Annotated in this window: 17 protein-coding genes and 1 pseudogene; 10 read left to right on the top strand and 8 right to left on the bottom strand. The window is 60.3% G+C overall.

What is annotated here, in order from left to right; genetic code table 11:
* Positions 1-84: 84 nt before the first annotated feature.
* Both AC07W5_RS15750 and AC07W5_RS15745 read right to left on the bottom strand, forming a co-directional pair.
* Positions 85-867 (bottom strand): transporter substrate-binding domain-containing protein, encoded by a 783-nt coding sequence (locus AC07W5_RS15750; protein ID WP_495011928.1) that lies wholly within the window; start codon positions 865-867, stop codon positions 85-87.
* A gap of 33 nt (positions 868-900) precedes the next feature.
* A complete protein-coding gene (locus AC07W5_RS15745; RefSeq protein WP_495023764.1) occupies positions 901-2,907 on the bottom strand; it encodes an aminotransferase class I/II-fold pyridoxal phosphate-dependent enzyme in 2,007 nt (668 codons plus the stop codon).
* A gap of 159 nt (positions 2,908-3,066) precedes the next feature.
* On the opposite strand from AC07W5_RS15745, the pseudogene AC07W5_RS15740 reads away from it, so the two are divergent.
* Positions 3,067-3,229: pseudogene (locus AC07W5_RS15740) on the top strand (Crp/Fnr family transcriptional regulator); the annotation flags it as partial.
* 89 nt (positions 3,230-3,318) lie between these two features.
* Here the strand turns inward: AC07W5_RS15740 and AC07W5_RS15735 are convergent.
* The 4 genes from AC07W5_RS15735 to AC07W5_RS15720 form a co-directional block, all read right to left on the bottom strand.
* On the bottom strand, positions 3,319-4,182 hold the full coding sequence (locus tag AC07W5_RS15735) for a hypothetical protein (protein ID WP_495023763.1): 864 nt from the start codon (positions 4,180-4,182) through the stop codon (positions 3,319-3,321).
* A 434-nt stretch (positions 4,183-4,616) separates the two neighbouring features.
* The gene (locus AC07W5_RS15730; protein ID WP_495011925.1) at positions 4,617-5,390 is read right to left on the bottom strand and encodes a PAS domain-containing protein; all 774 of its coding nucleotides are present in this window, start codon (positions 5,388-5,390) and stop codon (positions 4,617-4,619) included.
* On the bottom strand, positions 5,390-6,049 hold the full coding sequence (locus tag AC07W5_RS15725; protein WP_494991550.1) for a response regulator: 660 nt from the start codon (positions 6,047-6,049) through the stop codon (positions 5,390-5,392). Before AC07W5_RS15725 ends, AC07W5_RS15730 begins: the two co-directional genes overlap by 1 nt.
* Positions 6,018-7,175, bottom strand: a complete 1,158-nt coding sequence (locus tag AC07W5_RS15720) for a sensor histidine kinase (protein WP_495023762.1) — start codon at positions 7,173-7,175, stop codon at positions 6,018-6,020. The genes AC07W5_RS15725 and AC07W5_RS15720 overlap by 32 nt, the downstream gene beginning before the upstream one ends.
* 285 nt (positions 7,176-7,460) lie before the next feature.
* Between AC07W5_RS15720 and AC07W5_RS15715 the strand changes: the two genes are divergently transcribed.
* The 8 genes from AC07W5_RS15715 (at position 7,461) to AC07W5_RS15680 (ending at position 17,715) form a co-directional block, all read left to right on the top strand.
* Positions 7,461-7,994, top strand: a complete 534-nt coding sequence (locus tag AC07W5_RS15715; protein ID WP_495023761.1) for a dimethylamine monooxygenase subunit DmmA family protein — start codon at positions 7,461-7,463, stop codon at positions 7,992-7,994.
* On the top strand, positions 7,991-8,932 hold the full coding sequence (locus AC07W5_RS15710) for a PDR/VanB family oxidoreductase (RefSeq protein ID WP_495011921.1): 942 nt from the start codon (positions 7,991-7,993) through the stop codon (positions 8,930-8,932). Before AC07W5_RS15715 ends, AC07W5_RS15710 begins: the two co-directional genes overlap by 4 nt.
* A 9-nt stretch (positions 8,933-8,941) precedes the next feature.
* A complete protein-coding gene (locus AC07W5_RS15705) occupies positions 8,942-9,955 on the top strand; it encodes a heme-dependent oxidative N-demethylase family protein (protein ID WP_495023760.1) in 1,014 nt (337 codons plus the stop codon).
* Between the two features lie 40 nt (positions 9,956-9,995).
* The gene (locus AC07W5_RS15700; protein WP_495023759.1) at positions 9,996-11,126 is read left to right on the top strand and encodes an aminomethyl transferase family protein; all 1,131 of its coding nucleotides are present in this window, start codon (positions 9,996-9,998) and stop codon (positions 11,124-11,126) included.
* Positions 11,127-11,161: 35 nt separating this feature from the next.
* Positions 11,162-12,028, top strand: coding sequence for a formyltetrahydrofolate deformylase (gene purU / locus AC07W5_RS15695; protein ID WP_494991544.1), 867 nt, complete (start codon positions 11,162-11,164; stop codon positions 12,026-12,028).
* Positions 12,029-12,078: 50 nt separating this feature from the next.
* Positions 12,079-13,446 (top strand): trimethylamine monooxygenase, encoded by a 1,368-nt coding sequence (locus tag AC07W5_RS15690; protein ID WP_495023758.1) that lies wholly within the window; start codon positions 12,079-12,081, stop codon positions 13,444-13,446.
* A 45-nt stretch (positions 13,447-13,491) separates the two neighbouring features.
* Positions 13,492-15,834, top strand: coding sequence for a trimethylamine N-oxide demethylase (locus AC07W5_RS15685; RefSeq protein WP_495023757.1), 2,343 nt, complete (start codon positions 13,492-13,494; stop codon positions 15,832-15,834).
* A 201-nt stretch (positions 15,835-16,035) separates the two neighbouring features.
* The gene (locus AC07W5_RS15680) at positions 16,036-17,715 is read left to right on the top strand and encodes an APC family permease (RefSeq protein WP_495011915.1); all 1,680 of its coding nucleotides are present in this window, start codon (positions 16,036-16,038) and stop codon (positions 17,713-17,715) included.
* A 167-nt stretch (positions 17,716-17,882) separates the two neighbouring features.
* On the opposite strand, the gene speB is transcribed toward AC07W5_RS15680, so the two are convergent.
* Both speB and AC07W5_RS15670 read right to left on the bottom strand, forming a co-directional pair.
* A complete protein-coding gene (speB, locus tag AC07W5_RS15675) occupies positions 17,883-18,842 on the bottom strand; it encodes an agmatinase (RefSeq protein ID WP_495023756.1) in 960 nt (319 codons plus the stop codon).
* Between the two features lie 13 nt (positions 18,843-18,855).
* Positions 18,856-19,947, bottom strand: coding sequence for a polyamine ABC transporter substrate-binding protein (locus tag AC07W5_RS15670; RefSeq protein ID WP_494991539.1), 1,092 nt, complete (start codon positions 19,945-19,947; stop codon positions 18,856-18,858).
* A gap of 101 nt (positions 19,948-20,048) precedes the next feature.
* Here AC07W5_RS15670 and AC07W5_RS15665 point away from each other — a divergent pair, with 101 nt between their 5' ends.
* Positions 20,049-20,948: a LysR family transcriptional regulator gene (locus AC07W5_RS15665; RefSeq protein WP_495023755.1), complete on the top strand. Its 900-nt coding sequence runs from the start codon at positions 20,049-20,051 to the stop codon at positions 20,946-20,948.
* Positions 20,949-21,016 lie beyond the last annotated feature (68 nt).

Genomic DNA, 21,016 nt, shown 5'->3' with positions numbered 1-21,016 from the left:
ATGATGTCGACTGTCAGTCCGCTATCGCGAGCAAGCCCGCTCCCACCCTGGATTCGCTTAACCTACGGGATCGGGTTTCTTCCGTTATTGAGCGGGCTTGACGCTGATATCGAAATATTTCCGGGAGATGGCGTCGTAGTCCTTGCTCGCCAATAGGGACTGGATGGCTGAATCCAGATGGGTTTTAAGATCCGTGTCGTCCTTGCGCAGACCCGCGCCGACACCGCGACCGAACACCGGGTCGTATGGCACGGTGCCGAGGTTGTCCAGTCCATTGGCGTCGGGGGATTTGACGAAGCTGGAAACCGCGGTGCCATCGGCCATCATCATGTCGATGCGTCCGGCGATGAGGTCGGCATTGGCTGAATCCTGAGTATCGTAATAACGCAGGTCAGCGATGTTTTCGTAGTATTTCTTCAGGTAGTTGGCGCTGACCGTGGAGATCTGCACACCGATAACCTTGCCCTTGAGCCCGGCCGGGGAAATGTCCACTTTGGTCCCTTTGGGGCCGGCAATCGCTACTGGCGTATCGTAATAGGCCTTGCTGAAGGCAATCTGTTTTTCACGCTCTTCAGTGATCGACATCGACGAGAAAATCACATCGATCTTCTTCGCCAGCAGCGATGGGATGATCCCGTCCCAGGCCACTTCCTTGATTTCACATTGTGCCTTTATTTCATCGCACAGCTTGTGAATCAGGTCGACCTCAAACCCGGACCATTGCCCATTGGCCTGTTTCAACGTGAACGGCGGATAGGGTTCCGCCGCGACCGCAAATACAATGGGTTTTGCCTGAGCCAGGCCAGAGCTTGCCGCAAGCATAAGCACTGCACTGCCCAACCAGTTTGCCAAACGCTTTTGTCCCATGATGTTGCCCCGTCTTTTTATTGTGTGTTGGAGTTAGCGAGTTTGATGTGCGTTGACGAATTGACGACAACGTTCACTGCGTGGATCTACAAACACCTCATCCGGCGAACCGGTTTCCTCGATCAGCCCTTGATGGAGAAAGGCCACTTTGGAAGAGACATCGCGGGCGAAGGCCATTTCATGAGTCACCAGGATCATGGTCCGGCCTTCTTCGGCGAGTGAGCGGATCACCCTCAGCACTTCCCCGACCAGCTCCGGGTCCAGCGCCGAGGTGGGTTCATCGAACAGCATGACCTTGGGCCGCATGGCCAAAGCGCGGGCGATGGCCACCCGCTGTTGCTGTCCACCGGACAAAAAGGCCGGGTATTCATTACGCTTGGCCGCCAACCCGACCCGTTCAAGCAGCGCTTCGGCGCGCTCGATGGATTCGGCCCGGCTTTCGCGCAGCACCTGGATCGGTGCTTCGATGAGGTTTTCCAGCACCGTGCGATGGGGCCACAGATTGAAATTCTGGAAGACCATGCCGAGGCTGGAGCGGATGCGCACCAATTGTTTCGCGTCGGCCACCAGCGGGCTGCCGGGGCGGTCGTAATTGAGTTTGATGCTTTCACCGTCGACATGAATGCTGCCCTGGTCCGGCACTTCGAGCATGTTGATGCAGCGCAGCAGTGTGCTTTTACCCGAGCCACTGGCACCGATCAGGGAGATCACCTCGCCTTCGTGAGCGGTCAGGGAAATACCCTTGAGCACCTCGATATTGCCGAAGCGTTTGTGCAGTGTGTCGATCTCGATCATCTTTTTTGCCGCTGCGGGCTCAGCGGGTGTTTTAGCCGCAGCGGCAGTGATTCTGACTCTGGTCGGCACTTGGGCCTGCAGGGCCCGGACAAAGGCCGTGATTCGTTCACAGGCCTGCAACAGGCGTTCTTCAGCCAACGTCAACGACAACCGAACGAAGCCCTCGGCGGGTTTGCCGAACACCGCCGCGTCGAGCACCGACACGCCGGCTTCACGAAACAGGCGCCAGGCGAAATCCAGCGAGCTGAGCCCGGTATCGCGCACATCCACTAATACGAACATTCCCGCTTGCGGTTTGAGCACGCCAATACCCGGGCAATGACTCAGGCCATCTACCAGCAGATCGCGCCGACGGCGGTAGGATTCGCGCAGGCTCCGGGAGACCTCGTCATGGGCCAATACCGCGGCCAGCGCCGCCTCCATGACAAAACCGGGCAAACTGTAACGCATGCTCAGAACCAGGGTTTCGGCGTGGGCGATCAGGGTCGGCTCGGCGATGATCCAGCCGATGCGCCGACCCGTCACAGCGTGGGATTTCGCCAGGCTGCCAATCACCACGCAGCGTTCAGCCATGCCGGGCAAGGCCGCGAGGCTGATGTATTCGCACTCGAACACCAGGCTTTCATACGCTTGGTCCACCACCACCCACAGGTCATGGGCAATCGCCAGGTCGGCGATGCCCTGCAGCTCTTCGCGACTGAGCACGACGCCGGTGGGGTTGTTCGGACTGGAGAAAAAAATCGCCCGGGTCCGCGGGGTGATGGCCTTTGCCAACAGCGCGGCGTCGAGGCGAAAACCCGAGTCTGCCGCGCACGGCACCCGTACCGGGGTCGCGCCGCTCTCCTTGAGCGTCGCCTCATAGGCGACATACATCGGATCGAGAACGACGACCTCATCGCCGGCCTGCAACAGACACATCGAGGTGACGAACAAGGCGTTCTGCGCACCGGCCACGGCGAGGACATTCTGTGTTTGCAAGGGACGGCCGAGGGATTGGCTGTAACGGGCGACGATGGCCTCGCACAACGCTGTGCAGTCGACGATTTCAGTGTGGGAGGTGTCGTCTTGCCGCAAGGCGTCGATGGCGGTGCCGGTAATCAAATTCGGTGGGGGGAAATCCGGATCACCCACGCTGAGGATAATCACATCTTCGCCCTTGCGCTGAGCGTTGAACGCAGCCTGGTGGATGTCCCAGGCAGCAACACCCTGCCCTGAAATTCGCTCAACAAAGGGTGAAAACCGCATGCCAGAGCCTCTCGTTCAGATAGAAAAAGCGCAAGCCCGCATGTAACCAGCCGGGGGGTGCAGCCAACATAAATGAAACTGAACAGTCGTTCAACGTGAAATTTCAACGAATGTCGTTCAAGGCTCAAACAGTCGCGAATTGAGGTATCCATGTTCATGGAAGTCGTTAGCGATGCTGCGGGCAAGTTGCAGATGCTCGGCGTGATCGAGTACAGCCGTGGGCATATTACGATGTTGGACCGATAGGCTTGAAAGGCTTTGTTGCGAGTGTTACTCGGTGACCAGGAAAAAAAACGATCGTTTGCTACCTTACATTCCTTAGCACGTTGCCAGTTGACAGCGTCCAGTTACGGGTTGCCCTGCCTGGTGGAATCAGTATTGTCTTTGTTGAAAGACCGGGTGGCGCAGCACCTATTTCACCGGTGATGCAGAGTCGGCGGCGCGCTGGCGCTGGACCTCCAGGCGCTTCATGTTCAGATACTCGCTTCTCTCCAACTCATGAAGCTGCCGCGGATAACGCTCGGTCCCCGCGTACCAATCGCTCAGGCGTTTTTCGAGCTGCTCCGGCGCAGGCGTCGACAGCGCACCCAGGTAGGCTTCGATCGCCAGGTAGTAGCGCATCGCATTGCGCTCGACGATACCGCGCATGCCGCCAATATAGGCTGGCTGTCCGTCGACCTTTGTGCCAACGATACTGAAACCTGCCTTGTTGCGCCCCGTCGTTGCCAGGTAGCTCTGCATGGTCAGGCGGGCCGCAATGCCATAGCCGTATGAATACGACAAATGAAGGAAGCTGTGTTGGGAGTCGAGCATCACCACCTCGAGTTCGACACGGTAGCGATTCGTTCCAAGCGGTCCTTGCGCAGCGTTCAGTGTGATCTGCAGATAGTCGGGACCGGCCACCACTACCTGATAGAGAAAGTCGAACCGGTAGGCATCAGCCAGCGGCTGATCGAACTTGCGCCCAATATAGACGGTCAATGTGTCGCCGCCGGATGAGGAACGACAACTCTTTACGTTCAGATGCAGGATCAGGATGTCACACCAGCGGTCGATGCCCTGCAATGCCGGACTGAGCACCGCATAGGGCTGCTCAACCAAGGAATAGATGTCGCCTTTCAGGCTCCCTGAGGTTTCACTGGATTCAAGGTAGAGCGGACGGTGAAACGAGTTGCTGAGCATTTGTTCATGCAAGGCAACGTAGCGTGCCTTAAGCGTTTGTGCATCCTGCGCATGTACCAGCGGCATGCCGACCAGCGTACAGAGCAAGACCATCCAAAGCAGCCTGGTACATCCGTAGAAGCTGATCTTCGCCCTGCTGCCGCGCCTTGCAGGCATCACCTGTGCATGAGTCACAGCCAGTACTCCCAGAGGTGAGCGAACATTGCTGGCATGAGCAGTGTCAGGCTCAGCACTGCCGAGGCTCGCACCAGATTCCACATTGAAAGCGGGCTCATTGAGCATCCTCCTGGGGCTGGAGGGGACACCTGGATCATCGCAGTGAATGAACACAGCTTCGGTACGATAGCGCGCTTAACAGAACACTTTCCGAGTTTAGTACTTCAAGCATCGCCTGAGATAGCAGCGTTCGTTGCAGCAGGCCAGGTCCTGATCCGGGCTGTACCTGAATGTCTGGTTTGCCAAAGCGCTTAACCAATCAACGGCGGCTGCGCCGCGGGATGAGCATCACACTTTCTATCGCGGCTCTGTCATATGCGCCCCGCAGGCAGATTGACGATTTCAAAAATCGCGCCCTCGATACCCAGCACTTCGCGGCTGTCCGAATAGATGCCGACGCCCTTTTCCCAGACGTTCTTGATGGTGTTGTCCGCACAGCGAATCCGGTAGCGAAGTTCGTAAGGCTGGTGTCGGGACAAAGCGTGCTGAACCTCGCGCCAGACGTAATCGGCATCGTCCGGATGGATCAGGCTGTTATAGGTGCAGTCGTGACTGTCCATCAGCCTTTCGGCGGCATAGCCCGTCAGTTGCAGGCAGCCGGCGCTGACGAATTCCATGGTCCAGTCGTGGTTGTTGCGCCCACGATAGATCAGCCCGGGCATGCTATCGAGCAGGCTCAGGGCGCTGCGTTGACTGGCCTGCAAAGCGATTTCGCGACGCTTGTGCTGGGTGATGTCGTTGACCACCAGATAGAACCGTAAGTCCCGGCGCTTGAGGCTGATATCGAACCAGCGCAGATCTCCCTGAGGATGGACGAAACGCAGGCGCTGACTGAAGGAAATATCCGGCCGATGGCGCAATTCATACAGCGCCTGACGCCACAGGGAACGGTCTTCCTGATGCACATACTCAACGATGTTGCGCTCATCGCCAGGCGACTCCATCAAGTCCGCCCAGGCCGTATTGAAATGGGCAATCTCGCCGTTGTCCTTGAGTTCAAGCAAGGCGATAGGAAACACGTCCAGGGGTTGCGACGCCGGCCGGCCAAACACCGACTCAACGGGTGAAGCACATTCGTCCGCCATCAATGACGCTCCTTTGTTCTCAATGACCCGACCTTGTGGACCCAGGCTGCCAGCTCCAGTCGCGAACGCAAATTGAGCTTTTGCAGCAGGTTCTTCACGTAGATCTTCACCGTGCCGTCGCTGATGCCCAGCTCCCGGCCTATCTGTTTGTTGCTCATGCCCGAAGCGATCAGCGCCAGGGTTTGCCCTTCACGATCAGTCAGGCTGCCGTCTTCGATTTTTTCTTGCGGCGCCTCGGTTTCGCCATGCCCGGCCAGCAGCGACACCAGGCAATCATCCAGAACAATCGCGCCTTTGCTGCAATTGCGCATGTACGACAGCAGCGCTTCGGGCTCGGTCTCCTTCAGGACATAACCACTGGCTCCCAGGCGTAAGGCCGTCAGCAACTCGCCGCGATCCATCGAAGCGGTCAATACGACAATCTGGCATTCGAGCCCCAACTGTTTCATCTCGTCGAGTACCTGCAAGCCGCTCAAACCCGGCATGTGCAAGTCCAGCAACACCTGCCTGGGCATCAGCTGCACCGCCAGGTTGATCCCTTCCCTGCCGCTGGCCGCCTGGCCAACCACATCGAAGTCATCGCTGGCGGCAAACAGTTGCGCCAGACCTTTGCGGAACAAGGGATGATCATCGATCAACAATAAGGTCGTGCTGTTCATCGAAGTGTCTCTGCGGGTCGTCATTGTTCTGGATAAGGCTCAGGTGCACGCGAGCGCCATGGGGGCGAATGGTTTCGATGGACAGCTGCGCACCGATGGTCGATGCACGTTCACGAATGATCGCCAGCCCATAGTGGTTCTCCTCAACCGAGGCCGGACTCAGACCGATGCCGTCATCTTCGACGGTCACCGTAATCTCGCCATGCCGGGTCTGGCGCAGTTCGATCCGCACGTGCCGGGCGTGGGAATGTCGCACCACATTGGCCAGCGCCTCGCGGATGATCTGCAGAATCTGCAGTTCGGTTTCCGGGTACAGCGCATCCTCGGCCAGACGGTTGTCCAGCTCGAAAACGATGATGCAGCGTCGGGAAAACTCGGCCACCGAGTCCGCCAGCGCCTGGCGCAGTGAACGCCCGTCCATGGTCAACCGTGCGCTGGTGATCAATTCGCGTACCTGGCGCTGCAAATGACTCAACCCGCCGCGCAACTCGGCCAGCAAGGGGGCGGCCTGCTCCGGCTCACGCAGCTTGGCCTGCATCAGGCTGGCCTGAAACGACAGATAGCCCAATTGCTGTGCCACCGAATCGTGAAGTTCACGGGCCAGTGCACCATTCTGGAACGTTGCCTCCCTGCATTGCTGTTCACGCTTGTGCCGCAGTAGCTGCACCGTTACTCCCAGCACCCGCGCCGTTTCCCCAAGCAACCCATGAAACCCGCGACTGGCCGCGCGCGGCGTGTCCAGCAGCAATACCCCGCGCCTATCGGGCGCGATGCCGGGCAGAACACTCAGCAGGCGATAACGACCCCGATGCCGGCAGGCCATGCACTGCTGCGGTACAGCTGTCGCGGCACCGGTGCGCCACGGGCAGCCCGGCGTCTCATCGCAGGAGCTGAGCATGGCCCGACGGCCGGGGCCGAAGTCCTCGCCAGTCAACAACAACCCCAATTTGCTGCCAGGGTTCAGTGCTTCGAATCGATCGAGAAAATGTGGCAAGGCATCGTCCGCGTCGACCAAGCGCAGCGGCAATTGGGCGAGCAATTCCCGCACGCTGTCCACCTGACGCGCCCGCGAACGCAAGAACCATTGCGCCCACCCGCCAGGTCGCATTCGAGCTTTCAATGACATCCGCCTGCCCTTTGGAAAACCGTGACGATTAGTCGAGCAACTTCCATGCCTGCCCGCTATCGCCGACGGACTACCCCCAAAGAGATATCTCTTTTTCCGGATTGAACGGTAATTCCTTTCGGGAAACTATCTTCCCCACCAAGAAACAACAACGCCGATTCTGAGCACGGCCAAACGCCGAAAGACAGCGCACCAGACCGAGGCTTTGACGCCTGGCTTGCGCACCAGATCGGGACATTTATTCGCCAGGCGCTGTTGAAACGCTGGACAGCCAGGAGGGTTGCAATGACTGAGACACAAAGCGCTGCGCCGTACAGACCCCAGAGTGTGCCGGTGTACCGTGAACCGACTCTTCGCTCTCACGCGCTGCATCACATTCTGGTGACGCAAACGGCGACAGCCGAAGCGCTTGGGCGTCTGCTCAAGAACTTCGATCAGCCGGCGCTGCCCACTCCCCGCGTACTTTGCGCCGCGGTAGACGGGTTCGAGCGACAGTTGAAAGCGTTGCTCGACGCCACTGCGGTCGGCACCCAGCTGTACGTTCTCGGCGACGAAGCCTTTCTTTGGCGCATCCACGGCGTGGCGTGCACTGCCGGAATGCACAGCGAAGAGATCGACCTGATCGAATCCGGGCCGGTGCTGCGCAGGGTGTTTTGCGTGCACTGCAGCCATGTTCAGGACAGCGGCCCACAGGCACAAGTGTGCTGTTCCAATTGCCAGCTCCGCCTGGGCGTGCGCGAGCACTTTTCCCAGCGCCTGGGTGCTTATCTGGGCGTCTGCGAAAACCCCGATCAGCCTTATGCGCAGGCTCAATCATGAGCACGGCGCTGGAGGTACAGGTCGCCGACGCAAAAATGCTGACACCGGTGATTCGCGAATTCACCTTCGTCAGTCGCTCTGGCCGGTTGCCGGGGTTTTCCTCGGGCAGTCATGTACAGGTCCATTTGTCATTGGCCGAGCGCAGCGTGCGCAACGCTTATTCATTGATCAGCGATCCGGCTGACACTCGCCACTATCGCATCGCCGTACGCTTGCAGGACGACTCCCGCGGTGGTTCGCGCCACCTGCATCAACGGGTGAATGTCGGCGATACCTTGCACCTGTCGCCCCCGGCGAATCTGTTCGCCCTGCATTCGACCGCTCGCCAGCACATCCTGATTGCCGGCGGCATCGGTATCACGCCGTTCATGGCGTACATCAGTGCGCTGGAACTGCGCAACGCCGACTTCGAATTGCATTACGCCTACCGCAAAAACCTGACCGATGCCTATGCCGACGAACTGCAGCAACGCCTGGGATCACGCCTGCATCGCTATGACGCCAGCACTGGCGCAGCCCTGGACCTAACGGCGATTCTCAGCGACCGGCCCTTGGGCAGTCATGTCTACGTCTGCGGCCCGCAGCGACTGTTGATGGGCGTTCGGGAACAGGCCAAAGCCCTCGGCTGGCCACCCGGCCGGGTCCATTGGGAAGCCTTCAGCGGCGCAGAACCGGGCTTGCCGTTCAGCCTGGAACTGGCGCGCAGCGGACGGCGGATTCAGGTGAGCGCAGAGCAAAGCCTGCTCGAAGCACTGGAATCGGCCGGTCTGGAAGTCCCCAGCCTGTGCCGCGGAGGGGTCTGCGGGCAGTGCGTCACGCGCCATCTCAAAGGCGATATCGATCACCGCGACAGCATTCTGAGCAGCACCGAGCAGGCCGAATTTCTCATGCCCTGCGTATCACGCGGCTGCGGCTCTTGCGTTTTGCTGGACCTTTAGGAGTCGACCATGACCGTTCAATTCAGCCCCCTGGAAAGCTACCGGGACACCTTCAGCTTCCACAACAGTGCATCGGCCATCGAGCGTTTTCCGTTTCCGTTCACCGAAGACAGCTACATGTACTCGGTGAACATCGAGCCGGCGCGCGCCAAAGAACCGGGCTCGGTGTACCAGCACTGGTTCGATATCGACGAGCATTACCTGTCGGAAATGGCCGAGCGTGCACTGGTACTGGACAAGGACCCGCGCCGCTACCTGGTGATGCCGCATATGCAGGAAGCGTCGTGGGATGCCTTGCAGATGTTCATGGAACATCTGGCCGCCGACTATCCGCAGTGGTTCGAGCTGAGCTGCGACGCTAACCGCTGGCACTGGCGCAACAAGGCGCTGGGCATCGATCAGGCGTTTGTCTTCGGCGATGCCTCGACCCTGCCCTGCGAACCGCTGGAGTTCATCACCCGTCAGGTCCAGGGCGACATCGCGCTGCTCGACCAGCGCGATGGCGATCTGTTCATGGACGCCGGGATGGTCACCAGCCCCGCCGACTGGTCACTGGCCTTCGATGCCGGGATGAGCTTCAAGCAATGGCATTCGCCGGTGCCCATGGCCAACCAGATGGGCGTGTTCGACCGGGCACTGAAGTACCTGCTCAACGTCCAGGTCGATCAACCGGTGCGCAGGCTCAACTGGACGCTGACAATCAATCCGCGCCTGGATTCGTCCCCCGAGACTTACCACGAATGGGGTGCCGAGCGCGGCAGCGTCACCGACGAAAACGTCGGCCAGCTCGTCCACCTGCGCGTGGAGCTGCAATTCATGGCCCGCCTGCCCCGCAGCAATGGCCTGATGTTCAGCATCCGCACCTACCTGATCAGCATGAACGAACTGGTCAGCCATCCCGGCTGGGGCCGTCGCCTGCACCGGGTGCTGCGTGACTTGCCCGACCCGATCGCCGAATACAAAGGCATGACCCGTTATCGGCAGACGCTGGTGGACTGGCTGAGCCAGTTCGACCAGGCCTGAAACACCTTGACCCAACCCCATTCAGACAAGGAATCACGATATGGCCAACTCCTGGCGCATTTCCGCACTGGCCGAACGTCACCGTGCGCTCGGCTCACAGCTTGAAGACTGGAACGGCATGGGCACTGCCTGGACCTACAGCTCGGACCTGGCCGAGCATCATCAGGCGATCCGTACCCGCGCCGGTTTGATGGATGTCTCGGGGCTGAAAAAAGTCCACTACGTCGGGCCCCACGCCGAAAGCCTGCTGCAATGGGCGACCACCCGTGACATCGCCAAGCTCTATCCCGGCAAGTCGGTCTATGCCTCGATGCTCGATGAGGACGGCAAGTTCATCGATGACTGCATCGTCTACCGCACCGGCCCCAATGCCTTCATGGTGGTGCACGGCGCGGGCACTGGTTACGAGATGCTGGTGCGCTCGGCTCAGGGCCGTCAGGTTGCGGTGCTGTTCGATGACGACCTGCACGACCTGTCGTTACAAGGGCCGTTGGCGGTGGACTTTCTCGCCGAACACGTTCCGGGCATTCGTCAGCTGCCGTACTTCCATCACCTGCAAACCAAACTGTTCGGCCGTCCGGTGATGATCTCCCGCACCGGCTACACCGGCGAGCGCGGTTACGAAATCTTCTGCAAGGCCGCCGACGCCCCGACCCTGTGGGACGAAATCCTCGAACAGGGTGCGGGCATGGGCATCATCCCGTGCGCCTTCACCGCCCTGGACTGGTTGCGGGTCGAAAGCTCGCTGATGTTCTTCCCCTACGACAACTCGCAGATGTACCCCTTCGCCGATCAAAAAGCCGGCGACACCCTGTGGGAGCTCGGCCTGGATTTCACCGTATCGCCGGAAAAACAGGACTTTCGCGGTGCCGACGAGCACTGGCGCCTGCGCGGTAAAGAACGCTTCAAGATCGCCGGCGTGTTGCTCGAAGGCGCCCGCGCCGCTGAAGCCGGAGACACTCTGTGGCAGGCCGGCAAGAAAGTCGGCGTCATCACCTGCGGCATGTATTCGCGCCTGAGCAAACGCTCCATGGCCATCGCCCGCATGGACGCCGACTGCGCCGCACCAGGATTTGCCATGCAGGTACACGGCAGCCTCGAGGTCGCGGCCATCACCCACGCCTTGCCGTTCGATGATCCGGAAAAAACCAAACGCACCGCCAAAGGCTGATCGAACGCCAACCACGCATTCCAAGGGAGACCTCGATGGACACGCCACACGAACATTACATCCTCAAGATCAGCTGCCCCGCCGCTTCCGGCATTGTTGCCGCAGTCACCTCCTGGCTGGCCGGGCAAGCGTGCTACATCAGCGAGCTGTCGCAATTCGACGATGAATTCACCGGGCGCTTTTTCATGCGCGCGGTGTTTCGTTTCAACAAAGGTGTGGTCGGCGACATCGCCCCGCTGCGCCTGGGCTTGAGCGAGTTGGCCGGCGGTTTCGACATGCAATGGCAGCTGTTCAGTTCGGCTCAGCCGACCCGCGTGCTGCTGATGGTCAGCAAGTTCGACCACTGCCTGACCGACCTGCTGTATCGCCATCGCAAAGGCGAAATGGACATGCAGATCACCGCCATCGTCTCCAACCACCTGGACCTGCGGCCGATGGCCGAACGTGAAGGGATCCGCTTCATTTACCTGCCGGTGAGCAAAGAGAGCAAGTCCCGACAGGAAGCCGAACTGCTGCGCATCGTCGAAGAGACCGAGACCGATCTGGTGGTGCTCGCCCGCTACATGCAGATCCTCTCCGATGACCTGTGCAAACAGCTGTCCGGACGAGCGATCAACATCCATCACTCGTTTCTCCCCGGTTTCAAGGGTGCCAAGCCCTATCACCAAGCCTACGAGCGCGGCGTGAAACTGATCGGCGCCACCGCCCACTACGTCACCTCGGACCTCGACGAAGGCCCGATCATCGAACAGGAAATCCAGCGCGTCGATCACACCTACCTGCCCGATGCGCTGGTCGCCATCGGCCGCGACACCGAAACCGTCGCACTTTCCAAAGCCCTGAAATACCACCTGGAACACCGGGTGTTCATCAACCAGGACAAGACGGTGATCTTTCGCTGAGCGAGCCACCACCTCGAACCCATTCCGACCGACAGGCACGAGACACGACCATGACCACACGCGTTGCAATCATCGGCGCCGGCCCTTGCGGCATGGCTCAACTGCGGGCATTTCAATCGGCCAGGGACAAGGGAACCCCCATCCCGGAACTGGTCTGCTACGAAAAACAGCAAGACTGGGGTGGCATGTGGAATTACACCTGGCGCACCGGCCTGGATGAAAACGGTGAACCGGTCCACGGCAGCATGTACCGCTATTTGTGGTCCAACGGCCCGAAAGAGTGCCTGGAGTTCGCCGACTACACCTTCGAGGAGCACTTCGGTCGCCCCATCGGCTCCTATCCGCCCCGGGAAGTACTGTGGGATTACATCAAGGGCCGCGTCGAAAAAGCCGGGGTTCGTGACTACATCCGTTTCAACAACGTAGTGCGCCAGGTCACCTATGACCAACAGACCCGGCGCTTCACCGTGGTCGCACACGACCATGGCAGCGATACCCAGACCCGGGAAGAGTTCGACTACGTGATCAATGCCTGCGGGCACTTTTCGACGCCGAAGATGCCGTATTTCCCCGGGTTCGAACATTTCGGCGGGCGCATTCTGCATGCCCATGATTTTCGCGAAGCGCTGGAGTTCAAGGGCAAGGATTTGTTGATCGTCGGCAGCAGTTACTCCGCCGAAGACATCGGTTCGCAGTGCTACAAGTACGGCGCCCGCAGCATCACCAGTTGCTACCGCACCGCGCCCATGGGCTATGACTGGCCCGCCAACTGGGAAGAAAAACCGCTGCTGCAGCGCCTGGAAAAGAACCGCGCGTATTTTATCGACGGCACTCACAAACACATCGACGCGGTGATTCTGTGCACCGGCTACAAGCATCACTTCCCGTTCCTGCCGGACGAACTGTGCCTCAAGACCGACAACCGGCTGTGGCCGATGAACCTGTACAAGGGGATTTTCTGGGAGCCCAACCCACAGCTGATCTACCTCGGCATGCAGGACCAGTGGTACTCGTTCAACATGTTCGATGCCCAGGCCTGGTACGCCCGCGACGTGATCCTGCAACGCATCGCCCTGCCCGATCAGGCGCAAATGATCGCCGACAGCCTGGAGTGGCAAGCCCGCGAACAGCAGCTTGAAACCAACCAGCAAATGTTCGAATACCAGGGCGCCTACATCCAGCAATTGGTGGACGCCACCGACTACCCGAACTTCGATATCGCCGCGGTCAACGACACCTTCCTGCACTGGAAGCACGACAAGGCGCACAACATCATGGGTTACCGCGACAAGTCCTACCGCTCGCTGATGACCGGCACCCAGTCGCCGCCCCATCACACGCCGTGGCTCAACGCGCTGGACGACTCCATGGCGGCCTATCTGAGTGAAGAGCCCGATGCCATCAAGTCGGTCGGTTGAGCCTGTGCCGATGACCACAGCACTTAAAAGCACAGGAGCCTGCACATGAACGCACCGCGCGTTTCGACCCCCTGGGAACCGGGGCTGTTTGCCCGGGCACCGGCTCTGGAGCGTTATCGGGTGGCCGCGGGCGGGCTGACGCTGATCGCTCTGGAAGCCGGCGATACCCTGCAAGTGATCGACGTCGAAGGGCTGCAAACCTGCGAGCTGCTGGCCTTCGACGCCCTTGGGCGCTCAGCGCTGGCGGCGCTGGGTCTGGCTGCGAGACCCGATTGCAGTTTCATCGCCACGCGGATGTCCGAGCTCGACATGCAGGCACGCCGCATCGCACAAGGCTTGAGCAAGCGCGGCATCGCCTCTCATCCACTCCCCGGCGCGGCCACACTGTGGGATGAGCAATCACCCGCCGGCTACAGCCGCAACTTCGTGGCCGGCGAAGCGTTACTGATCATCGTCGCCGCGCCCAGCGGACCGAGTGCGGTTGACCTGCAATACACCGCCAGCGAATTGCGCGTCGTGGTCCAGCGGGCCAATCCATCGCCACTGCTGGTCCCGCCGCTGCCCGAACCGCTGGGCGAGCTGCTGGATGAATTCACCATCCGCGCCGGAACCGCCCACAGCTACACCGTGGGCAAAGGTCAGTACCTGCAGGTGCTGGACGTCGCCGGACGCCAGTGTTCGGATTTCGTCGCCCTGAATCGCCGGGCGCTGGATCGCGGGCAAGAACTGGACCTGGACCAGACGGTCACCCGCACCCTCAATGGCAACGCCTATCCGGCACCGGGGCTGTTCTCGAAGTTCTTCGACCGGCAGATGCAACCGATGCTCGAGGTGGTGCGTGACACCGTCGGCCGCCATGATTCCTTCGCGTTGGCCTGCGCTGCCCGTTACTACGAAAGCCAGGGCTATTTCGGGCACGACAACTGCAGTGACAACCTCAGTCGGGCGCTGGAACCGTTTGGGGTCCAGGCCCGCAGCGGTTGGCCGGCGATCAATTTTTTCTACAACACCGGGATCGATGCCCACCAGCAGATGACCCTGGATGAACCCTGGTCCCGGCCGGGGGATTACGTGTTGCTGCGGGCCATGACCGATCTGGTCTGCGCCAGCTCGTCGTGCCCGGACGACATCGACCCGGCCAACGGCTGGAACCCGACCGACATCCATATTCGTGTGTATTCCGACAAGGAGCGCTTTTCCATCGCCATGGCCACTCGAAAAACCGCCGATGCCGATCCGACGCTGACCCGCGAATCGGGCTTTCACTCCCGCACCAGCGCCCTGACCGGCAGCTTCACCGACTACCGCAACTGGTGGTTGCCGCTGCGCTACGACGGTTTCGGCGCCATCGATGAATATTACGGCTGCCGCGAACGAGTGGCGGTGATGGACCTGACCGCCCTGCGCAAATTCGAAATCATCGGCCCGGATGCCGAAGCCCTGCTCCAGTACTGCCTGACGCGCGACGTGCGGCGGCTGGCGATCGGTCAGGTGGTCTATTCGGCCATGTGCCATGAACACGGCGGCATGCTCGACGACGGCACCCTGCTGCGCCTGGGCCAGGACAACTTCCGCTGGATCTGCGGCGAGGATTACGCCGGGGTCTGGCTGCGTGAGCAGGCACAGAAGCTGGGCATGAAAGTCTGGGTGAAGTCCGCCAGCGAGCAGATTCACAACCTTTCGGTACAGGGGCCGCTGAGCCGCGAACTGCTCAAGCAAATGGTCTGGACCCCGGCCACCCAGCCCGGCGTGGAAGCCTTGGGTTGGTTCCGCTTTCTGGTGGGGCGCCTGGATGGTTACGACGGCTGCCCGCTGATGATTTCCCGCACCGGCTACACCGGCGAGCTGGGCTACGAAGTCTGGTGTCAGCCGCAGGACGCCGAGCGGGTCTGGGACCGGATCTGGCAACTGGGCGAGCCGCTGGGCATCGTCCCGCTGGGCCTTGAAGCACTGGACATGCTGCGCATCGAAGCCGGACTTATTTTTGCCGGCTATGAGTTCAGCGACCAGACCGATCCGTTCGAGGCCGGGATCGGCTTCAGTGTTCCGCTCAAGAGCAAGACCGACGATTTCATCGGCCGCGATGCACTACTGCGGCGCAGTGCCAATCCCATGCACAAACTGGTAGGCCTGCAACTGAGCGGCAATGAAGGCGCCCATCACGGCGACGGCGTGTACAGCGGTCGCGCCCAGGTCGGCGTGGTCACCAGTGCCTGCCGTTCACCGCTGCTGGGCAGCAATATCGCCTTGTGCCGGGTCGATGTCGCCAGCTGCGAAGCAGGTACCGCGCTGCAAGTAGGCAAGGTCGATGGCTTGCAGAAGCGCATCGATGCCCAGGTCATGGCGCCGATTTTCTACGACCCGCAGAAATGCCGGGTGCGCAGCTGATCGGCCAGACAAGTTGTTGCTGCACCGAATACCGCTACTGCGTTGCCCACCAGCGAGACAAAGAGTCTTTCGACAAGACCAAAAACACTCGCTGACCGAAGCCCTGCCGCCGAACCGGATGCCAACGCATCCGGCCGAGTGCCAGGGTATCGGCTGACCTTCCGACTGCCCCGACAACTCTTCTTACATGGGATCACAGAAATGGAAGCGACTACGTTCGAGACCGTATCGCAGGCTGGCCAGACGGTTGGCAGCCTGCAGCGCAAAATTGACTGGAGAGGTGCGTTCTGGGTTGCCAGCGGCGTGCCAGCACTGGTGCTGTTTTCCATTGGCGCGATTGCCGCGACGGTGGGCAAACCGGCGTGGATCGTCTGGATCATTTCGATCCTGTTCGGTTTCATCCAGGCCTTCACCTATGCCGAGATCGCCGGATTGTTCCCGCATAAATCCGGCGGTGCATCGGTTTACGGTGCGGTGGCCTGGGTGCGTTACAGCAAGCTGATCGCGCCGGTGTCGGTGTGGTGCAACTGGCTGGCCTGGTCACCGGTGTTGTCCATCGGCTCCGGGCTGGCCGCCGGTTACATCCTCACCGCGTTGTTTGCGCCGGACGCGCTGATCAACACCTGGCAATTGACCTTGCTGGATCTTGGCTGGATCAAGAGCGGGCTGTCCCTGCGCATGAATGCGACCTTCGTGGTCGGCGTGGTGATTCTGCTCGGGGTGTTTGTCATACAGCACGGCGGCATCCTGCGCTCGGCACGCCTGACCCTGATACTCGGTGTCACCTCGCTGATTCCGCTGCTGCTGGTGGGCGTGGTGCCATTGTTGACCGGCGATGCGCTGCAGGCCAACTTCCTGCCGCTGTATCCCTTGGCTCACGACGCCGGCGGCCAGGTCATCGATGGCGCGTGGGACATTTCCGGTTGGTCGTTGATGGCCGGCGGGCTGTTCATGGCGGCATGGTCGACCTACGGTTTCGAGACTGCCGTGTGCTACACCCGCGAGTTCAAAGACCCCAAGCGCGACACGTTCAAGGCGATCTTCTATGCCGGCCTGCTGTGCATTCTGGTGTTCACCCTGGTGCCGATGGCGTTTCAGGGCAGTCTCGGCCTCGGTCAACTGGTCAGCGCCGCGGTGCTGGATGCCAACGGCACCGTCGTGACGCCAGCGGTTTACAGCGGTTTGCTGTCACCGGCGATCTACAGCGGCATGGGCGTTGGCCAGGCGATGGCCGACAGCATCGGTGGTGGTAAAGTCGTGGCCAATGTGGTGTTGATCATGCTGATCCTCGCCACGCTGCTGGCGATCATGACCTCGATGTCCGGCTCCTCGCGCACCTTGTATCAGGCTTCGGTGGATGGCTGGTTGCCCAAATACCTGGGCCACACCAACGAACACGGCGCTCCCACCGCAGCCATGTGGACCGACCTGTCGTTCAATCTGCTGCTGTTGCTGATGTCCGACTACGTGTTCGTCCTCGCGGCGTCCAACGTCAGTTACATCATCTTCAACTTCCTCAACCTCAATGCCGGCTGGATCCATCGCCTCGACCGCCCGGACTGGGTGCGCCCATACAAGGCACCGACTGTACTGCTGGCATTGGGTGGCGTGCTGAGCTTCGTCAACCTGGCGTGCATGGGCCTGGGCGCCGATATCTGGGGCGCCGGCACCTTGTTCACCGGGGTGCTGCTGGCGCTGTTGATTATCCCGGTCTTCGTCTATCGGCACTACGTGCAGGACAGGGGCAGCTTCCCGGTGGCGATGCTCAGCGACTTGCATATCCAGACCGATGAAGGCGCCAGGCGGGCCGGGATGCTGCCCTATGTGACCTTGGTGGCGGGTGTGCTGGTGGTGTACTTCTGTCATCGCCTGGCGGTTTGAATCAGCGACCAGCTGAGTGTTGAATGGCTGGGCAGGAGACGGTTTCACTTCTAGCGTGAATGGCCAGGGATGGCGAAACGCTAACGATTCGGCTCAATACTTGCAGGAGCCAGGCTTGCCCGCGAAGACGGCCTGGAGGTCACTACAGACTTGTAGCGAATACAGCCCTAGCGATCGACCTTATGCCGCGCCGCATACAAGCACAGCATCTCCATCGCCAGGGTTGCTGCCGCCAGTGACGTGATGTCCGCGCTGTCATAGGCCGGTGCGACTTCCACCACGTCCATGCCCACCAGATTGATCCCGCGCAAGCCGCCGAGAATCTCCAGCGCCTGCACCGTGCTCAGGCCACCACATACCGGTGTGCCAGTCCCTGGTGCGAATGCCGGGTCCAGACAATCGATGTCGAACGTCAGGTACACCGGGTTATCGCCAACCCGCTCACGGATCGATTCGATGATCTCGTCGCAGCCGCGCCGATGCACTTGCCGCGCGTCCAGCACCTGAAAGCCCTGGTGGTCATTATTAGTGGTGCGCAAACCGATTTGTACTGAACGGGACGGATCCACCAGCCCCTCTTTCGCCGCGTGCCAGAACATGGTGCCGTGGTCGATGCGTTTACCGTCTTCATCGGGCCAGGTGTCGCTGTGGGCGTCAAAATGGATCAGCGACAACGGACCGTGCTGCCGGGCATGGGCCTTGAGCAGCGGATAGCTGATGAAGTGGTCACCGCCAAAGGTCAGCATTGCGCAACCCGCCGCGAGGATCTTCTCGGCATGGGCCTGGATACTGTCCGGTATCGACTGCGGCGTGCCGTAATCGAAGTTGCAATCGCCGTAGTCGATCACGGCCAGATGGTCGAAGGGGTCGAAGGTCCAGGGCCAATGCCGTTCCCAGGCGATCCCGGTCGAGGCACTGCGAATCCCCCGTGGCCCGAAGCGCGCGCCCGGGCGGTTGCTGGTGGCGGTGTCGAACGGTACGCCACTGACCACCACGTCCACACCGCGCAAGTCGCGGCTATAACGGCGGCGCATGAAACTGGTGATGCCGGCGTAGGTGCTTTCAGCGGCAGTCCCGTAGAGGCTGTCGCGGGTCATGGCCTGGTCATTCAAATCAGCGATATCCATACACAATTCCTTATTATTGGTGGCTACGGAAGGTGGTCCACACGCGGGTGCGCTGACGCATGTCCTTGAGGCTCATGCTGCGGTCGGCGTACAGACGATCACGCACATCGGCAGGCGGGTAGATATTGGCGTCTTCACGCACGGCGGTATCCACCAAGGGTGTCGCTGCCTGGTTGGCTGTGGCGAAAAACAGCGTGTTGGTCAGCGCTGCCACCGACTCCGGGCGCAGCATGAATTCGATAAAGGCCCGCGCCGCTTCCGGGTGCGGTGCGTCCTTGGGGATCGCCAGGTTGTCCTGCCACACCAGTGTGCCTTCCATGGGTATCCGGTAAGTCACCTCGAACGGTTTGTTGGCCTTGTGCGCCTGATCGGCAGCCATGCTTGCGTCACCGTTATAGGTCAGCGCCAGACACACACTGCCATTGGCCAGATCACTGATCTGTCGCCCGGTGGCCACGTACAGCACCGAAGGTTGCAACTGATGCAACAAGGCTTCGGCGGCGGCCAGATCATTCTTGTCAGTGCTGTAGGGATCTTTACCGAGGTAATGCAGCGCCAGACCGATCACTTCCTGAGGCGAATCAAGAATGGCGATACCACAGTCCTTCAACTTGCTGGCGTATTCGGGCTTGAACAGCAGATCCAGGCTATTAAGAGGTACGCCCGGCAAGCGCTTCTTTACTGCTTCGACATTGATGCCCAGGCCCAGCGTGCCCCAGGTATAAGGCACGCCATAACGGTTACCCGGATCGACAGCGGCAAGCTTTTTCAGCAAATCCGGATCAAGGTTGTCGTAGCCTTTGAGGTTGTCGTGGGGAATTTCCTTCAAGGCGCCGGCGGCCAGACCACGGGCCAATACGCTGGACGACGGCACCACCACGTCATAACCGCTGCCGCCGGTGAGCAGTTTGGTTTCCAGGACTTCCGAGGTATCGAACGTGTCGTAGCGCACGTGGATGCCGGTTTCCTGTTCAAAACGCTGCAAGGCCTCGGGCGCCACGTAATCGGCCCAACTGTAAAGATTGACCACTTTGTCTTCGGCCTGCGCCGACAGTGCAATGGCCAAAGCCAGAGCGGGATAACAGAGTCTGAGAACCGAACACATGGGAATCACCTGCCGCAATGGAGTGCCTGCAGGATGCGCCAAGGGATACATTGTAAAAATATTAAGTTTATTATCCTGACTTTCACCGGGAGTAATGTTTGATGCTCGGACAAATTCACGATCTGGACCTGCATCTGCTGCGCCTGTTTGTCAGCGTGGTGGAGTGCGGTGGTTTCAGCGCCGCCCAAGGTGAACTCGGTCTCAGCCAGTCAAGCATCAGCCAGCAGATGGCCAAGCTCGAAACCCGTCTCGGCTACCGGCTGTGCAGTCGCGGCAAAGGCGGTTTCAAACTGACGCCCAAAGGCGAGCAACTGCTCAGCTCGACTCGCGAGCTGTTCCAATCCATTGAAGCGTTCCGCCATCAGTCCAACGGCGTGGCCGGTCGATTGCTCGGTGAAGTGCGCCTGGGCCTGTCCGAAGCCCTCGATCAGTCAATTCTGCAACGGGTCGCCGAAGCGATCCGGCGCTTTCGCGAGCGGGACGAGTCGGTGCGCATCGAACTGATCAGCGCCATGCCCGGCGAGATGGAAAGGCTATTGCTGCAACAGCGGCTGGACCTGGCGATCGGCTATTTCTCACAGGTACAAAGCGCATTCGACTACCGCGAACTGTTCACTGAAACCCAGCATCTGTACTGCGCGAAAGGTCATCCGCTATTCACCAACGATGCACCGGACGATGAAGCACTGCAAAACACCGATCGGGTCGACCACCCCTATCGCTTTCTGCGAAGCGCCGAACCCTTCCAGGGCAAGCTCTGTTCGGCCCGCTCGGAACAGGTCGAAGGCACCCTCACCTTTATCCTTTCCGGAAAACATGTCGGCTATCTACCCAACCACTTCGCCCGTTCCTGGGAGGAAAAAGGCTTACTCAAGGCCGTGCGTCAACAAGACCTGAGTTTTGAAGTGGCCTTTCACCTGGCCCGGCATCGGGCGCAGGTGCCGGGGGATGCACAGCGGGCATTCGAGGAGGACTTGTTGACGGCGTTTTCCCTGGCCTAGACAGCTGCGGGGGATTTTCGCGTGGGGCTGGCATGAGGTTGCGTCAGCATTGCTCGGGCCTGTTGTGG

The organism is Pseudomonas sp. GW821-FHT01E05, assembly GCF_059422425.1.
The sequence above is the reverse complement of the archived record's forward strand: the minus strand, read 5'-3'. Positions and strand labels throughout refer to the sequence as shown.

Excerpts from the sequence above, each read along its gene's own strand:
- AC07W5_RS15750 (WP_495011928.1), bottom strand. The coding sequence starts at position 867 with ATGGGACAAAAGCGTTTGGCAAACTGGTTGGGCAGTGCAGTGCTTATG.
- AC07W5_RS15745 (WP_495023764.1), bottom strand. The coding sequence starts at position 2,907 with ATGCGGTTTTCACCCTTTGTTGAGCGAATTTCAGGGCAGGGTGTTGCT.
- AC07W5_RS15735 (WP_495023763.1), bottom strand. The coding sequence starts at position 4,182 with ATGGTCTTGCTCTGTACGCTGGTCGGCATGCCGCTGGTACATGCGCAG.
- AC07W5_RS15730 (WP_495011925.1), bottom strand. The coding sequence starts at position 5,390 with ATGGCGGACGAATGTGCTTCACCCGTTGAGTCGGTGTTTGGCCGGCCG.
- AC07W5_RS15725 (WP_494991550.1), bottom strand. The coding sequence starts at position 6,049 with ATGAACAGCACGACCTTATTGTTGATCGATGATCATCCCTTGTTCCGC.
- AC07W5_RS15720 (WP_495023762.1), bottom strand. The coding sequence starts at position 7,175 with ATGTCATTGAAAGCTCGAATGCGACCTGGCGGGTGGGCGCAATGGTTC.
- AC07W5_RS15715 (WP_495023761.1), top strand. The coding sequence starts at position 7,461 with ATGACTGAGACACAAAGCGCTGCGCCGTACAGACCCCAGAGTGTGCCG.
- AC07W5_RS15710 (WP_495011921.1), top strand. The coding sequence starts at position 7,991 with ATGAGCACGGCGCTGGAGGTACAGGTCGCCGACGCAAAAATGCTGACA.
- AC07W5_RS15705 (WP_495023760.1), top strand. The coding sequence starts at position 8,942 with ATGACCGTTCAATTCAGCCCCCTGGAAAGCTACCGGGACACCTTCAGC.
- AC07W5_RS15700 (WP_495023759.1), top strand. The coding sequence starts at position 9,996 with ATGGCCAACTCCTGGCGCATTTCCGCACTGGCCGAACGTCACCGTGCG.
- purU (WP_494991544.1), top strand. The coding sequence starts at position 11,162 with ATGGACACGCCACACGAACATTACATCCTCAAGATCAGCTGCCCCGCC.
- AC07W5_RS15690 (WP_495023758.1), top strand. The coding sequence starts at position 12,079 with ATGACCACACGCGTTGCAATCATCGGCGCCGGCCCTTGCGGCATGGCT.
- AC07W5_RS15685 (WP_495023757.1), top strand. The coding sequence starts at position 13,492 with ATGAACGCACCGCGCGTTTCGACCCCCTGGGAACCGGGGCTGTTTGCC.
- AC07W5_RS15680 (WP_495011915.1), top strand. The coding sequence starts at position 16,036 with ATGGAAGCGACTACGTTCGAGACCGTATCGCAGGCTGGCCAGACGGTT.
- speB (WP_495023756.1), bottom strand. The coding sequence starts at position 18,842 with ATGGATATCGCTGATTTGAATGACCAGGCCATGACCCGCGACAGCCTC.
- AC07W5_RS15670 (WP_494991539.1), bottom strand. The coding sequence starts at position 19,947 with ATGTGTTCGGTTCTCAGACTCTGTTATCCCGCTCTGGCTTTGGCCATT.
- AC07W5_RS15665 (WP_495023755.1), top strand. The coding sequence starts at position 20,049 with ATGCTCGGACAAATTCACGATCTGGACCTGCATCTGCTGCGCCTGTTT.